The organism is Hoeflea sp. 108 (assembly GCF_000372965.1).
Taxonomy (GTDB): domain Bacteria; phylum Pseudomonadota; class Alphaproteobacteria; order Rhizobiales; family Rhizobiaceae; genus Aminobacter.
Genome location: NZ_KB890024.1, coordinates 3,431,214 through 3,445,826 on the forward strand (window position 1 = coordinate 3,431,214; position 14,613 = coordinate 3,445,826).

At 64.9% G+C, this 14,613-nt stretch carries 17 protein-coding genes; 11 read left to right on the plus strand and 6 right to left on the minus strand.

From position 1 onward, the window contains the following. Positions 1 to 5 precede the first annotated feature (5 nt). On the plus strand, positions 6 to 1,139 hold the full coding sequence (locus tag B015_RS0117060) for a PQQ-dependent sugar dehydrogenase (RefSeq protein ID WP_018428939.1): 1,134 nt from the start codon (positions 6 to 8) through the stop codon (positions 1,137 to 1,139). Between the two features lie 112 nt (positions 1,140 to 1,251). Here the strand turns inward: B015_RS0117060 and msrA are convergent, their stop codons facing one another. From msrA to B015_RS0117080, 4 genes are all read right to left on the minus strand, one after another. After that, complete coding sequence (gene msrA, locus B015_RS0117065) at positions 1,252 to 1,761, minus strand: peptide-methionine (S)-S-oxide reductase MsrA (protein WP_026227393.1); 510 nt, start codon at positions 1,759 to 1,761, stop codon at positions 1,252 to 1,254. A 141-nt stretch (positions 1,762 to 1,902) separates the two neighbouring features. Beyond that, entirely contained in the window at positions 1,903 to 2,436 is a 534-nt protein-coding gene (locus B015_RS0117070; RefSeq protein WP_018428941.1) for a tetratricopeptide repeat protein, read from the minus strand. Between the two features lie 132 nt (positions 2,437 to 2,568). Further along, complete coding sequence (locus B015_RS0117075; protein ID WP_018428942.1) at positions 2,569 to 3,183, minus strand: tetratricopeptide repeat protein; 615 nt, start codon at positions 3,181 to 3,183, stop codon at positions 2,569 to 2,571. Positions 3,184 to 3,250: 67 nt separating this feature from the next. Then, entirely contained in the window at positions 3,251 to 3,601 is a 351-nt protein-coding gene (locus tag B015_RS0117080; RefSeq protein WP_018428943.1) for a DMT family protein, read from the minus strand. Between the two features lie 269 nt (positions 3,602 to 3,870). Here B015_RS0117080 and B015_RS0117085 point away from each other — a divergent pair, with 269 nt between their 5' ends. The 5 genes from B015_RS0117085 (at position 3,871) to B015_RS0117105 (ending at position 8,560) form a co-directional block, all read left to right on the plus strand. Continuing rightward, complete coding sequence (locus B015_RS0117085; protein ID WP_026227394.1) at positions 3,871 to 4,296, plus strand: DUF3775 domain-containing protein; 426 nt, start codon at positions 3,871 to 3,873, stop codon at positions 4,294 to 4,296. A gap of 107 nt (positions 4,297 to 4,403) precedes the next feature. Continuing rightward, entirely contained in the window at positions 4,404 to 5,249 is an 846-nt protein-coding gene (locus B015_RS0117090) for an extensin family protein (protein WP_245262208.1), read from the plus strand. A gap of 102 nt (positions 5,250 to 5,351) precedes the next feature. After that, positions 5,352 to 6,359 carry an extensin family protein gene (locus tag B015_RS0117095; protein ID WP_018428946.1) on the plus strand — a complete coding sequence of 336 codons (1,008 nt, stop codon included), beginning with the start codon at positions 5,352 to 5,354 and terminating at the stop codon, positions 6,357 to 6,359. 109 nt (positions 6,360 to 6,468) lie between these two features. Next, positions 6,469 to 7,167: an LssY C-terminal domain-containing protein gene (locus B015_RS31140; RefSeq protein ID WP_018428947.1), complete on the plus strand. Its 699-nt coding sequence runs from the start codon at positions 6,469 to 6,471 to the stop codon at positions 7,165 to 7,167. Positions 7,168 to 7,249: 82 nt separating this feature from the next. Beyond that, positions 7,250 to 8,560, plus strand: a complete 1,311-nt coding sequence (locus tag B015_RS0117105; RefSeq protein ID WP_018428948.1) for a hemolysin family protein — start codon at positions 7,250 to 7,252, stop codon at positions 8,558 to 8,560. 138 nt (positions 8,561 to 8,698) lie between these two features. On the opposite strand, the gene B015_RS0117110 is transcribed toward B015_RS0117105, so the two are convergent. Beyond that, entirely contained in the window at positions 8,699 to 9,304 is a 606-nt protein-coding gene (locus tag B015_RS0117110) for an NADPH-dependent FMN reductase (RefSeq protein WP_018428949.1), read from the minus strand. A 108-nt stretch (positions 9,305 to 9,412) separates the two neighbouring features. Here B015_RS0117110 and B015_RS0117115 point away from each other — a divergent pair, with 108 nt between their 5' ends. Continuing rightward, positions 9,413 to 9,781 (plus strand): helix-turn-helix domain-containing protein, encoded by a 369-nt coding sequence (locus B015_RS0117115; RefSeq protein WP_018428950.1) that lies wholly within the window; start codon positions 9,413 to 9,415, stop codon positions 9,779 to 9,781. Between the two features lie 44 nt (positions 9,782 to 9,825). Beyond that, complete coding sequence (locus B015_RS0117120) at positions 9,826 to 10,140, plus strand: hypothetical protein (protein ID WP_157632774.1); 315 nt, start codon at positions 9,826 to 9,828, stop codon at positions 10,138 to 10,140. Between the two features lie 3 nt (positions 10,141 to 10,143). Here B015_RS0117120 and B015_RS0117125 read toward each other — a convergent pair whose 3' ends face one another. Then, entirely contained in the window at positions 10,144 to 10,536 is a 393-nt protein-coding gene (locus B015_RS0117125) for an acyl-CoA thioesterase (RefSeq protein ID WP_018428952.1), read from the minus strand. Between the two features lie 181 nt (positions 10,537 to 10,717). Between B015_RS0117125 and B015_RS0117130 the strand changes: the two genes are divergently transcribed. From B015_RS0117130 to B015_RS0117140, 3 genes are all read left to right on the plus strand, one after another. Further along, positions 10,718 to 12,334: a GMC family oxidoreductase N-terminal domain-containing protein gene (locus tag B015_RS0117130; RefSeq protein WP_018428953.1), complete on the plus strand. Its 1,617-nt coding sequence runs from the start codon at positions 10,718 to 10,720 to the stop codon at positions 12,332 to 12,334. An 81-nt stretch (positions 12,335 to 12,415) separates the two neighbouring features. Further along, positions 12,416 to 13,627 (plus strand): mandelate racemase/muconate lactonizing enzyme family protein, encoded by a 1,212-nt coding sequence (locus B015_RS0117135; protein WP_018428954.1) that lies wholly within the window; start codon positions 12,416 to 12,418, stop codon positions 13,625 to 13,627. A 7-nt stretch (positions 13,628 to 13,634) separates the two neighbouring features. After that, entirely contained in the window at positions 13,635 to 14,552 is a 918-nt protein-coding gene (locus B015_RS0117140) for an NAD(P)-dependent oxidoreductase (protein WP_018428955.1), read from the plus strand. Positions 14,553 to 14,613: the final 61 nt, after the last annotated feature.

The following is a 14,613-nucleotide window of genomic DNA, read 5'->3' on the forward strand; positions in this document are numbered from 1 at the left end:
GGGCGATGATTTTCAGGACTTCACTGCTTGCCATGACATTGACGCTGTCCTTGCAGGGCGCACAGGCCGAGAGCCTGAGCTTTGCCACCGACAAGGTCAGGCTGCGTGCCGACGTCGTCACAGACAGCCTCGAGCATCCCTGGGGCCTCGCCTTCCTGCCCGGCGGCGGGGCCATCGTCACCGAACGCCCCGGCCGTATCCGCATCCTCACCGATTCCGGCCTGTCCAAGCCCGTCGCCGGGGTGCCCAAGGTTGCCGTCGGCGGCGAAGGCGGGCTGCTCGACATCGCTGTTTCAAGGGACTTCGAGACATCCGGCACGATCTTCTTCGCCTATTCGGAAGCCGGGCCCGGTGGCATCGGCACGACGGTGGCTCGCGCCAGGCTGGTGCGTGACGGCTCTGCCCCGCGCCTCGAGGACCTCAAGGTCATCTTCGCAACCGACAAGAAGTCCCAAGCACGGGTCCATTTTGGCGCGCGCATCATCGTCAATGACGACGGCACGCTGTTCATCACGACAGGCGACCTCGGCCAGCGCATGCGCTCACAGGACATGCACGACGCCGCAGGCGCCGTCGTGCGCATCAAAACAGATGGATCGATTCCCTCCGACAACCCCTCGCCCGACGGCAGGAAGATGGCGCCTGAGATCTGGTCCAAGGGCCACCGCAACATCCAGGGCGCGTCGCTCGACCCCGTCATGGGCGGGCTGGTGACGGTCGAGCACGGCGCCAAGGGTGGCGACGAGATCAACCACCCCGAAGCCGGCAAGAATTATGGCTGGCCGATCATCACCTACGGCACCGATTACGACGGCACCAAGATCGGCATCGGAACGGCCGCCCCCGGCTACGAGCAGCCGCTCTACTACTGGGACCCCTCGATCGCGCCGTCAGGACTGGTCAGCTACCGGGGCAAGATGTTTCCCGAATGGCAGGGCGACCTTCTCGTGGGCGCGCTGAAGTACCAGATGCTGGTCCGCCTGCACCGCGACGCGAGCGGAAAGATCCTGTCGGAGGAACGGATGCTGCAGGACAGCTTCGGCCGCATCCGCGACGTGGTCGAGGCACCCGATGGTGCGATCTGGCTGCTGACGGACGAGGATGACGGGACAGTGATCCGGCTGTCGAGGGCAGATTAGGAACAATCCGTCCAGCAACAAAAAGGGACCGGGCGTTGGCCCGATCCCCTTGCCTATGCGGTGGCCAGATGGCGACGCGGCTGCACGGCCACGCCGATACCAGGCAGCGCTGTCAGGCAGCGCTCGACCGGCGCGGCAGCTTCCAGCCTGGGCGGACGAAATGGCAGGTGTAGCCATGCGGATAGCGCTCGAGATAGTCCTGATGCTCCGGTTCGGCTTCCCAGAAGTCGCCGGCGGCGGCCAGTTCGGTCACCACCTTGCCCGGCCACAAGCCCGACGCATCGACGTCCTTGATCGTCTCCTCGGCAACCTCCTTCTGCGCATCGGAGGTGTAGAAGATCGCCGAGCGATAGCTCGTTCCGCGGTCGTTGCCCTGCCGGTTCAGGGTCGTCGGGTCGTGGATCTGGAAGAAGAACTCCAGGATGTTGCGGAAATCCGTCTTCGACGTGTCGAAGACAATTTCGATGGCCTCGGCATGGCTGCCATGGTTGCGGTAGGTCGCATTCCGCACATCGCCGCCGGAATAGCCGACGCGCGTGGAAACGACGCCGGGAAGACGCCGGATCAGATCCTGCATTCCCCAGAAACACCCGCCAGCCAGAATTGCCTGCTCGGTCGTCATGCGGCTTCTCCCTTGTTGGTGATGGCTATCAGATAGTGTCGGGAGGCCGGATTTGCGAGCGGCAAGGGAGTGAACAGGCAATAGTGAGTAGAGCGGTCGCAGCCAGCGCCGCCCCCTCACTACTCACCACTCACTATTCGCTTACCCCCTCAAATAGCTCTCGATCTGCTCTTCGAGCATGCCGTATTCGCGGCACCCCTTGCCGCAGCGCTTTTCGATCTCGGCCAGCTGCACGCGTGCGGCAGCGACGTCGCCAAGCATCAGATGGGCCTCGCCCATATATTCGCGCACCAGCGTGTAGTCCGGATTGTTGCGCAGCGCTTCCTGGTAATAACCGAGGCCGACGAGCACGCGGCCGGCCTTGCGATGCGAGTAGCCGAGGTAGTTCAGGATACGCGGGTCCGTCTTGTCGGCGGCAAGCGTCAGCACCTTGATGGCATCGTCATATTTGCCGTCCATGGCCAGCGCCCGGCCGGCCTTGTAGATGCTGTCGTCGTCGATCATGCCCGCCTTGGGCGCTTCGCATTTCTTGGTCTTGCCGTTGTAGATCTGCCCACCGGTACATTTGGGCTGCTGTTCAGAGCTGCCGCCATCGCCCGCCGCAAACAGCGGCGCCCCAAACAATGGCAGCGCCACCACGGCACCGGCCACAAGCATCAGATATCGGGACTGCATTGCCACCTCCTGAGATTGCCCATACGGAAGCTAACGCATTTCAGGCGATGTTTCATCCGGCCGAGCGCTGAAAACACCGAACGTCCGGCGGCCCTTCGGGCCCGGCAGCGAAAGGCCGCACCGGATAGCTGCCTAGCTTTTGACGTAGCCGTGGATCTGCTCCGACAAGAAGCCATACTCGCGGCAGCTCGTGCCGCAGCGACTGGCAATTTCGGTAAGCTGCGCCCGGGCGCCCGCTATGTCGCCGAAGGTCAGGTGCGCTTCGCCGAGATATTCCCGCACAGGCATGTAGTTGGGGTCGTTGCGGATCGCCTCCTGGTAGTAGCCCAGGCCGACAAGCATTCGCCCGGCCTTGCGGTGCGAATAGCCGAGATAATTCAGGATACGCGCGTCGGTCTTGTCGGCAGCAAGCGTCAGCACCTTGATGGCATCGTCATATTTGCCGTCCATGGCCAGCGCACGACCCGCCAGGAAAAGGCTTTCGTCATCGATCATGCCCGCCTTGGCATGCTCGCACTTCTTGCTTCTGATGCTGTAGATGAGACCGGGACGGCACTTGATCTGGGTGCCGCCACTGCCACTGCCGCTGCCGCCGCCGCTGCCGGACATGCCGCCACCGGACATGCCGCCGCCTCCACCACCGCCACCTCCGCCCCCTCCGCCGCCACCGGACGAAAGCACCGGAGCCGCAAACAGCGGCAATGAAACGAGCACGCTTGCCAGGAGTTTGAGATATCGGGTTTGCATGGCTTAACCTCCACCATTGCGTCCCCTCGGCGAGGTCAACGCATGGGCGGCGGCATTTCGTCCGGCATCAGCCGCGAAAGATGAGCGCGGCCCCGCCACCGATCAGCATGAAGCCGAGCGCGTGGTTCCAGGTAATGCCTTCCTTGAGATAGAAGACCGAGAAGATGACGAAGACGGTGAGCGTGATCACCTCCTGCATCGTCTTGAGCTCGGCGGCCGAATAGACCTCGTGGCCGATGCGGTTGGCCGGAACCGCCAGCCAGTACTCGAAGAAGGCGATCAGCCAGCTGAAGATGACGGCGGCGTAAAGGGGCGCCGCCTTGAACTTGAGGTGCCCGTACCAGGCAAAAGTCATGAACACGTTGGATGCGATCAGCATCAGCACCGGAAGTATCTTCGGCGACAGGAGCATTGCCATGGCGGGAAACCGTGTATGGAGGGAGGGGAATTCGGCTTTCTTTCAGCCCGACGCGGCGTCATGTCAACCGGAAGCGGGCTGCCGAAACAACGAGTTGATGACGTCGCCGCCAAATGCGGTATCATCAGGGCGGGAGGCTTGGCCTGGAGTGCTCTGCGTCCGGACGGACACCAAGGATGCTCCAGGATTTTAGACCTATGCACCATGCGTTGCGAAAATCGATCCCGGTTTTCGAGCCGACGCCCAAGGTGCAGGACCGGAGCGCGATCGTGCAGCAACGGCGTGACAAGGATTGGGACCTGTCCATCGGCCCGGACACGGTTCGCCTGTTCATTCTCAAGGCCAAGGCGATCAGTGCTGGCGTCAACGAAGACTATGAGGATGGCGCCGAGCACGAAGTCGAGTTCGACGGCGACGCCAGGGACAACCATCACCACGACGGGCTTGCCGAGGAAGAGGCCGAAGACCTCACCGCCCGCGAGCTGCGCGAACTGATCGGCGACCTCAACGTCGATGAAGCCGCCGAACTGGTGGCGCTCGCCTGGGTCGGACGCGGCGACTACGACGCGTCCGAATGGCAGGATGCCGTGGCCGAAGCCCGCCAACGCGGCAACCGCCGCACCGCGAAATACCTGCTCGGCATGCCCATGCTGGGCGACTGGCTCGAGGAAGGGCTCGAGGTGCTGGGCGCCTGACCGTATGGCCTCAGGCGTTTCGGTGACACCGGCGTCACCGAAAGTGATGCCTCGACAGCGCCCGAAATCGCAACCGCCGATGGCATCGACCGTTGACGGCGATGCCTTTGGACCCGCGCCACACTGCATTCCTGCTTCTTGTCCCTGCCCTTCTGGCCGCCTCGTCACTTCAGGCATCGGCCAGGCAGCCCGATCTGCCGGAACAGGCGCCGATACCCCAGCTGTCGCCGCTGGCCGACACGCCGCGCCCGATTCCGGACGAACGCCCCGCCGAGCAGGCCGCGATCCCGATACCGCAGCCGCGCCCGGACGGCCGAAGCGCGCCACAGGCCGCGCCAGGCGAGATGTTCGGCCCGCCCGCCCCGCAAATGCTGCCCGACGCCCGCTCCCATGCGCAAAGACCTGCCACCATGCCCGCTGAGGAGACGGCCTGCCGGGCGCGCCTGAAGCTGCTCGGCGCCGAGTTCGACGAAAGCCCGGCGCAAAGTGCCGCCGACGGCTGTGCGCTGCCCTTTCCGCTCAAGCTCAAGCGCCTGTCGCGCTCGGTCGACCTCGAGCCCGACGCAGTGGTCAACTGCGCCACTGCCGAGGCCTCGGTGCGATTCGCCGCCGATGTGATCGCACCGGCGGCGAAGGCGGAGTTTGGCGACGAGCTGGCGTCGATCAACCAGGCCTCCGGCTATGTCTGCCGGCCGCGCAACGGCACAAGAAAGCTGTCCGAGCATGCCTTCGGCAATGCCCTCGACATCTCGGGCTTCAGGCTGTCCAAGGGCAAGGAGATCGAGGTCGAACCGGCCCCGCCGCAAGCCGAGGCGAAATTTCTCGCCGCTGTCCGCAAGGCCGCCTGCGGTCCGTTCAAGACGGTGCTCGGCCCCGGCAGCGACGCCGATCATTCACGGCATTTCCATTTCGACCTGGCGCCACGCAGGAACGGCGGCACGTTTTGCCAATAGCCGGCCTCGGCCGCATTTCCGCCGCAGCCATGAATCCCGGCGCTGACCTTTCCTTTACGGTTAACGGCTAGGCTCGTTCCGTTAAGGGACAGGAGCCTGCGCATGGCCGCACATTCGCGCGCCAAAATCACAGCCAAACCAGCCAGCCTGCCGCGCCAGCGGCTGCTGTGGCTTGCCGCTGCGCTCGCAGCCACGGGCCTTGGCGTCAGCGCCTGCACCACGGGTGACGTCTTCGCACTGCAGCCGGCTGTCGATGTCGGTTCGCAGACGGCCTCCCTGCCCCGTGCCGCAATCGCGCAGCAGGCGGAACCCGCGCCGATCATGGTGCCCGGGCCGCAGACGATGGCTTCCGCCCCGATCGAGCCGACACTCGACGCCCAGGCCGAACAGCTCGGCCAGATCGAGCCGCAGATGCCCCAGCCGGTGCAGACCGCCTCGCTCGCCCCGGCCCAGGGCCGCGGCATGCAGACGCTGGTGCCGTCCAATCCCTATATGGTCGCCTATCCCAAGCCCGAGGATCCCTCGACGCTGCAGCGGACGGTGCCGCAGCGCGTGCCTGCGGTGATGCCGGCCGACGAGGTCGACTGCCGTTCCGATCTGAAGAAGCTCGGCGTGCAATACCAGGACCTGCCGTCGATCCAGGACGGCCCGACCTGCGGCATCGACTATCCGGTGAAGGTTTCGGCCATCGGCTCGGTGCAGATGAAGCCGGCGGCAACCGTGACCTGCCAGATGGCGGCCAGCTTCGCCGCCTGGACCAAGCGCGACCTCGTTCCCGCCGCCCGCCTGCGCTACTTCTCGGGCGTGAAGACCATTCACCAGGGCTCGAGCTATTCGTGCCGCAAGATCGCCGGCACCCGCACGCTGTCGGAGCATGGCAAGGGCAATGCGCTCGACATCATGCGCATCGAGCTCAACAGTGGCCGCGACATCGACGTCGAAAAGCCCGGCCTGTTCGCCTTCCGCACCCGCGGCTTCCTCAACACCATCCGCGCCGATGGCTGCAGCTACTTCAACACGGTGCTCGGTCCCGGCTACAACTACGATCACCGCAACCACTTCCACTTCGACATCAAGCAGCGCCGCAACGGCTATCGCGCCTGCCGCTGATGTGAGGAAAAGCAACCGGTAGTCGTTTTCATCAGCCTGTACACGTTCAATTGCCTATTTCTTTAGTCTGTGCTTATTCTTGGTTCGGTTTGGCGAGCGACGGCGTCAAATGGCACGAGGAAATCTGTTTCGACAGGCGACCTATTGGTTCGTCGCCATCTGCGCGACATACCTCCTGCTCGCCTATGTCATGACATCGGCCTTCTGGTCGTCGCGCCTGCTCGACGGCGCGCTCGAGCCCGGATCCTACATCACGCAAACGCCTGACGGCGCCGACGGCGAGCCAATAAATGTCGGGCTGGTCGGCAGCGAACACGACGTGGTCAGCGCCATGGCGACCGCCGGCTGGAGCCCGGCCGACAAGAAGAGCCCCGTCTTTGCCGACGAAAACAACCCGTCCTCCCTGCCCGACTTCGAGGAAGACAACCTGCCATCGGGCATCCTGCTGCTGAACGGCAAAACAGAGGATATGGCGTTCGAGCGCATGGCGGATGCCGGTCGCAAGGAGCGCCATCGCCTGCGTCTCTGGCACAGCTTCGCCAGCGGCGACGGACGCCGCCCCACCTGGTACGGAAGCGCCACCCTCGACGAACACTCCGATTTCGGCGGCAGCGAGAGCCATGGCATCGCAGCCGACCTGGATGCCGCCCGCAACTATGTGATCGCCAGCCTCGATGCCGTCGGTTGCCTGCAATCCACTAGGGCCGAAGCAGGCGTCGGCTTCATCGCAGCGAGCCGCAATGCCCAGGGCAACCCCTATTACACCGACGGCAAGATCGTCATGGCCGTGCTGGTCGAGGCCAAGTAGCGGCGGCACGGTGGCGGCTTTCGAAAGAGTTTCAGCGACCACCTTTCCGAAACGGCAGTCGAGATGCTATTGAGCGGCGGCTATGCTTTACGCTGAAATCGGTATCGTGGTCGTCCTCATCTGTGTGAACGGCCTTCTGGCAATGTCCGAACTTGCCATCGTCTCTTCCCGTCCCGCGCGCCTCAAGGCCATGATTGACCGCAATGTCAGTGGTGCGGCGCGCGCTCTCGAACTCGGCTCCAACCCAGGCAAGTTCCTGTCGTCGGTGCAGATCGGCATCACGCTTGTCGGCGTGCTGTCTGGCGCCTTCTCCGGCGCCACCCTCGGCGAGCGTCTCGCCGCCTATCTCGCCGGTGTCGGCATGAGTGTCGGTGCCGCCAACGCGCTCGGCGTCGGCATCGTCGTCGCCGTCATCACCTATGCCTCGCTGATCATCGGCGAGCTCGTGCCCAAGCAGATCGCGCTGCGCGACCCCGAAGGCGTCGCATCCCGCGTCGCCCCTGCCATGTCGCTGCTCGCCAAGGTGGCGCTGCCAGTCGTCTGGCTGCTCGACATCTCCGGCCGCGCCGTCCTCTGGCTGCTCGGCCAGCGCGGCGAGAGCGAGGAAAAGGTCACCGACGAGGAGATCAAGATGCTGGTCGCGGAGGCCGAGCATCACGGCACCATCGAATCGGATGAGCGCCGCATGATCGCCGGCGTCATGCGTCTCGGCGACCGCGCCGTGCGCGCCGTCATGACCCCGCGCACCGATGTCGACTGGATCAACCTTCAGGCCGACGAGGCGGCCGTCCGCAAGCTTCTCATGGAAACCCAGCATTCGCGCCTGCCGGCCGGCGAAGGCTCCGACGACGCCATGGTCGGCGTGCTCCAGACCCGCGAACTGCTGGCGGCCCTGCTCGCCGGCCGTCCGTTCGACCCGCGCCAGCACATCCGCCCGGCTCCCATCGTCCACGACCAGGCCGATGCGCTCGACGTGCTTGCAACCCTCAAGCAGTCCGACGTGCCGATGGCGCTGGTCCATGACGAATACGGCCATTTCGAAGGCATCGTCACGCCCGCCGACATATTGGAAGCCATCACCGGCGTCTTCCGCTCCGACCTCGACGAGGACGAGGAAGAATTCGCCGTCCAGCGCGAGGACGGCTCATGGCTGCTCGCCGGCTACATGCAGGCCGACGAGATGGCCGACCTGCTCGGCATCGACCTGCCCGAAAACCGCGACTACGAAACGGTTGCCGGTTACGTGCTGTCGCACATGCATCACCTGCCTTCGACCGGCGAATGCGTCGATGCGCAGGGCTGGCGTTTCGAGGTCGTTGACCTCGACGGCCGCCGTATCGACAAGGTGCTGGCCGCCCGCCTGCCCGGCGCGCAGCGCGAACCGGCACGCTGACGCGATTTATCGAACAGCCCTCACCTGGCGGGTGAGGGCCAATTCACTCGAACCCAAATGGACAAAAGAAAAAGGGGTGGCTCGCGCCACCCCTTTTTTCTTGGAAGGAACCTTGGGGGAGGAACCTGGGATTGCTGCTCAGGCAGCCTTGGCTTCTTCGGCAAGCACGTCGGCCTCACGCGCGATCTTGAGCGCCCTCGCCCACCACGCGATCTCATCGACCAGCGCATTGGCGGACTGGTTGAGATGCTCGAAATCCGACAGCTTCTTTTCGCCCTGGCGCACGGCCAGGAAATCGGCCCAGACGATGTGAACGGCAGCCTTGGTCGGCGCCATCTGCAGCTCGACGGCATGCATGCGCAACTGCTCGACGGCACGCGCGCCACCGACGCCGCCATAGCCGATGAAACCTGCCGGCTTCTTGTTCCATTCCCTGGCGGCGTAATCGAGCGCGTTCTTGAGCACGGCGGTCGGGCCGTGATTGTATTCGGCGGCGGTGAAGACGAAGCCGTCGAATTCGGCGACCTTCTTCTGCCAGCGCTGGGCGACTTCGTTCTGGGACGGCGCCCACGCCGAGGACGCGACCTCGTCGAAGAACGGCAGCGGGAAATCTCTGAGATCGACGATCTCGACCTCGATGTCGGAATGGGCCTTGGCGATCTTGGCGAACCACTCCACGGGCACGTCGGCGAAGCGGGCGGCGCGCGTCGAGCCGACGACGATGGCGATCTTGGGCTTGGACATGGCAGGAACCTCTCTGTAGGTTACTCGGTATCTCGGGCGGAATTGGTATCTGTTCGATACTGACACTATATTGGTGACCGAGAAACGCCTGCACAAGGAGGCACCTTTTTGAAACCGAGGCACCCGCACCGCACCGAAGACTGTCGCGCCGTCAGCGATATCCTGCAGCGTGTCGGCGACAAATGGACCGTGCTCGTCGTCGGCAAGCTCGGCGACGGCCCGATGCGCTTCAACGAGCTTCGTCACGCCATCGGCGGCATTTCGCAGAAGATGCTGACCACGACGCTGCGCGGGCTGGAGCGTGACGGCTTCATCACCCGTACCGTGTTCCCGACGATCCCGCCGCGCGTCGACTACGAGCTGACCGATCTCGGTCGCGAGCTTCTGGTTCCGGTCTTTGCGCTCGGCGAATGGGCCCGCCTCAACCAGCGTCGCGTCGCCGAGGCGCGGACGAAGTTCGATGCGGTGACGGGGTAGACCGGATTTCGATGCGCCCGGACTGGACCGAAGTCGTAGAGGCCGTGGGCCTGCTGCTGTCGTCGCAGGAGCGCGAATTCTCGCCGCAGACGATCAGAAATGCCGAAGATTTCATCGAGCATACGAGCGCGCGCCTGGCGCCGCCTGGGCATGTCGGCCCGGGATATTGGCCAACGCTCCTGCTCGGGTGGGACGGCTCACCTCAGATATCGGTAGAGGTGTTCGACGACACATACGAACTCTACCGAATATATGAGGGCAGGACCGATATCTTCGAGTTTGCACATGAACCCGGCCAGCCATTCCCGGAAAAGCTGGACGAACTGCTTGCTTCGGCCTGTGCCCGACCAGCGGGCTGAAACTTACTCCGCCGGCACCGGCTTCGGCCGGCCCTGCGTGTCGAGCGCGACCATGACGAAATCGGCGTCGGTCACCTTTTCCATCATGTCGGAGAGATAACGCTGCGCCCAGGCCTCGACCTTGAGCGTCATCGAGGTGCGGCCGACGCGCTCGACATGGGTGTAGATGCACAGCGTGTCGCCGATCTTCATCGGCTTGGCAAAGGCCATTTCCTTGACCGCCGCCGTCACCACGCGGCCGCGGGCGCGCTCGGCGGCGCGGATGCCGCAGGCAAGATCCATCTGCGCCATGACCCAGCCGCCGAAGATGTCGCCGGCGGCATTGGCGTCGGCCGGCATGGCAAGCGTCCTCAGCGTGAGTTCGCCGCGCGGCTGGCCATCGGCATAGTGGACCATCGTCTTCCCCCTGAATCGTTCCCGTCCTCACCCGTATCTTTGCTGCCGCAGCCGCGTCAACGCCGCATATCTGGCATTGCCCGGTCGTATTTTTCACAGGCCATGCCGTAACCGACGCCGAAGCCTTTTGCCGAGGCGATAGTCTGGCCGCATCGTGGAATTCCGACAGGCCGCAACCAGCATGCAGACGTTCGATTTCATCATAGTCGGCTCAGGGTCCGCCGGTTCGGTGGTGGCCGAGCGGCTGTCGGCCAGCGGACGCTTCTCGGTGCTGGTGCTGGAGGCCGGGGGCACCGACCGCCGCTTCTTCGTCCAGATGCCGCTCGGCTACGGCAAGACCTTCTTCGACCCTGAAGTGAACTGGAACTACGCCGCCGAGGCCGACCCGGGCCTTGCCGGCAACCGGGATCATTGGCCGCGCGGGAAAATCCTGGGCGGGTCGAGTTCGATCAACGCAATGGTGTGGATCCGGGGGGCGCCTGAGGATTTCGACGCCTGGCGCGACGCCGGCAATCCCGGCTGGGGGTTCGACGACCTTTTGCCCGCCTTCAAGGCGATCGAGGACAACCAGGCAGGCGCGACCGACCTGCGCGGCACGGGCGGACCGGTGCATGTCACCGACAACCGCAAGAACGTTCACCCGCTGACCCACCGCTTCCTGGCCGCAGCCCAGGCAGCCGGCCTGCCGTTGAATCAGGACTTTAACGGCGAGGCCCAGGAGGGTGCGGGCATTTATCAAATCACCACCAGGGACGGTCGCCGCATGTCGGCGGCGCGCGCCTTCCTGCGCCCGGCGATGAAGCGTCCCAATGTCCGCGTCGAGACGAATGCGCTGGTGACGAAAGTGCTGTTCGAGGGCAAGCGCGCCGTCGGCGTCGAATATCTGCAGAATGGCGTGACGAAGACCGCCCGCGCCGGCCGCGAGGTGATCCTGTCTGGCGGTTCGATCAACACGCCCCAGCTCTTGCAGCTCTCGGGCATCGGCCCCGCGGCCCTGCGCGGCGATCTCGGCATTGACGTGTTGCACGCCAACGAACATGTCGGCCGCAACCTTCAGGACCATCAGGGCATCAACTACACCTGGAAGGCCAAGGTGCCGACGCTCAACCAGCTCCTGCGTCCCTGGTGGGGCAAGGCGCTGGCCGGCATGCAATATCTGTTGCTCCGCTCCGGCCCGCTGTCGATGAGCATGAACCAGGGCGGCGGCTTCTTCTGCACCGACATGAGCCGCGCCCGCCCCAACATGCAGCTCTATTTCCAGGTGTTCTCCACCGTGCTGCCCAAGGCCGGCGAGCGCCCGATCCTGACGCCCGATCCCTTCCCCGGCTTTTCCATCGGCCTGTCCAATTGCCGCCCGTCGAGCCGCGGCGAGATCATGATCCGCTCCGCCGATCCGACCGTCCACCCGCGCATCACGCCCAATGCGTTTTCCACCAACAGCGACGTCGCCGAGATGCTCGACGCGGTCAAGTTCCTGCGCAGGCTCGCCGCGCAGTCGCCCATCGCGGACATCATCGCGGAAGAGGTTTTGCCAGGTCCGTCAATCGCTTCCGACGCCGACTTGATTCAGGATTTCCGCAAGCGCTCGGGCACCGTCTACCATCCGGTGTCGACCTGCCGCATGGGCCCGGACCCGGCGACCTCGGTGGTCGATCCGCGCCTGCGCGTCCACGGCATTTCCGGCCTGCGCGTCATCGATGCCTCGATCTTCCCCGACAACATCACCGGCAACACCAATGCCGCCTCGATCATGACCGGCTGGAAGGGCGCCGAACTGGTGCTGGAGGATGCGGGGTGAATAGCCTTGAGAACTCACGCTGCAGACGGATGAGGGCCAGCGTCTAAGGCCCAGGATTTCACGCGACCGGGAGGACCACCGATGAAGATCACCGACGTCAAGACCTTCGTGGTCAACAACCCGCCGCCCGGCATCGGCGGCAAGTATTTCATCTTTGTCAGGCTCACAACCGACGGCGGCGTCGTCGGCTACGGCGAGGCCTACAACGCCACCTTCTCCGCCCATGTGACGGCGCGGATGATCGAGGACATGGCCGAGCGCTATCTTGTCGGACAGGATCCGCACGACCTCGAGAACCTGTTCCGCCGCTGCTATTCCTCCGGCTTCACCCAGCGCCCCGACGTCTCGGCCATGGGCTGCTTCTCGGCGCTGGAGATGGCCTGCTGGGACATCATCGGCAAGGAGGCCGGCAAGCCGGTCTACAAGCTGCTCGGCGGCCAGGTGCACGAGACGCTGCGCAGCTACACCTATCTCTACCCCCACACCGGCAGCGTCCACACCGAGGACGTCGCGCCGAAAAACGTCTACAACGATCCCGACATGGCGGCCGAATGCGCCGCCCTCTATATCGACCAGGGTTTCACCGCCGTGAAGCTCGACCCGGCCGGCCCCTACACCGCCTTCGACGGCCACCAGCCCCGGCTCGTCGACATCGATTTGTCGGCCCGCATGGTCAAGGCGATCCGCGAGGCGGTCGGCACCCGCGCCGACATATTGTTCGGCACGCATGGCCAGTTCACCGCCTCCGGCGCGCTGCGCATGGCGCGCGCCATAGAGCCCTACGATCCCCTGTGGTTCGAGGAGCCGGTGCCGCCTGACATGCCGGAGGTCATGGCCGAGGTCGCACGCGGCACCTCGATCCCGATTGCGACCGGCGAGCGGCTGACGACCAAATTCGAGTTCGCCCGCGTTATCGAAAACCGGGCGGCCACCATCCTCCAGCCGGATCTCGGCCGCTCCGGCGGCATCCTCGAAACCAAGAAGATCGCCGCCATGGCCGAGGCCTACCACATCCAGATTGCGCCCCACTGCTATTGCGGCCCGATCGTCGGCGCCGCCAACATCCAGCTCGCCGTCACCCTGCCCAACTTCCTCATCCTGGAATCGCTCAAGCAGTGGGACGGCTTCCACGCCAGGCTGCTGAAGAAGAAGATCGAATGGCAGGACGGCAACGTCATTCCGTCGAAGGAACCCGGCCTCGGCGTCGAGCTCGACGAGGCGGTGTGCGAGGCCAATCCTTATGACGGCTCGCATCTGCATTTGCAGATGATGCAGACGCCACTGATGCCATGAGGCGCGTGTGACCCGGCCCCTCGCCTACGCCTTCATCGGCCTCGGCCATCTCGGCGCCAATCTGGCGGCATGCCTTGTGCGTGGCGGCTTCGAGGTCGTCGTCTACGACCGCAACCCCGAAGCCATCGAGCGCCTCGTAGCACTGGGCGCAAGCGCCGCCACAAGCCCGGCCGACGCCGCCGCCCGCGCCGGCAACGCCATCACCTGCCTGCCCTCGCCCAAGATCAGCGAAGCGGTGCTGACCGGCCCCGACGGGTTGCTGGCCGGACTGCCCAAGGGCGCGACCTGGATCGAAATGTCGACCAACGGCCACGACGAGGTCGTGCGGCTGGCGGCGCTGGCCAAAGCCGGCGGCGTCGAAACCCTCGAATGTCCTGTTACCGGCGGCGTCCACCTCGCCGCCGACGGCCGGATCACGGCCCTGATCGGCGGCGACGCAGCCCTCTACGACCGCCACCATCAGGCGATCGAAGCCATGTGCGCGCGCGCCTTCCTGATGGGACCGATCGGCTCGGCGGCAGTGATAAAAGTCATCACCAACATGCTGGCCTTCATCCACCTGGTCGCCGCCGGCGAGGCGTTGATGCTGGCGAAAAAGGGCGGTCTCGATCTCGCCCAGGCCTACCACGCCATCGTTGCCTCCTCGGGCAACAGCTTCGTCCACGAGACCGAGAGCCAGCTTGTCCTCAACGGCTCCTACGACATCGGCTTCACCATGGACCTGGCGCTGAAGGATCTGGGTTTTGCGCTTTCCATGGCGCGCGAAGGCGGCGTGCCGCTGGACCTCGCCGACCGCGTCAACGCCATCTTCCGGCAGGGCAAGGAAATCTATGGCGGCGACGCCTGGTCGACGATGATCGTCAGGCTGCTGGAGGATGCGACCGGCGCCGACCTGCGCGCACCCGGTTTCCCGGCGAAACTCTGACAGGGCGCGCCGGCCTTTGACATCCTCCCACGCCCGAGGGATAGCTCTCGCGCGTTTGACG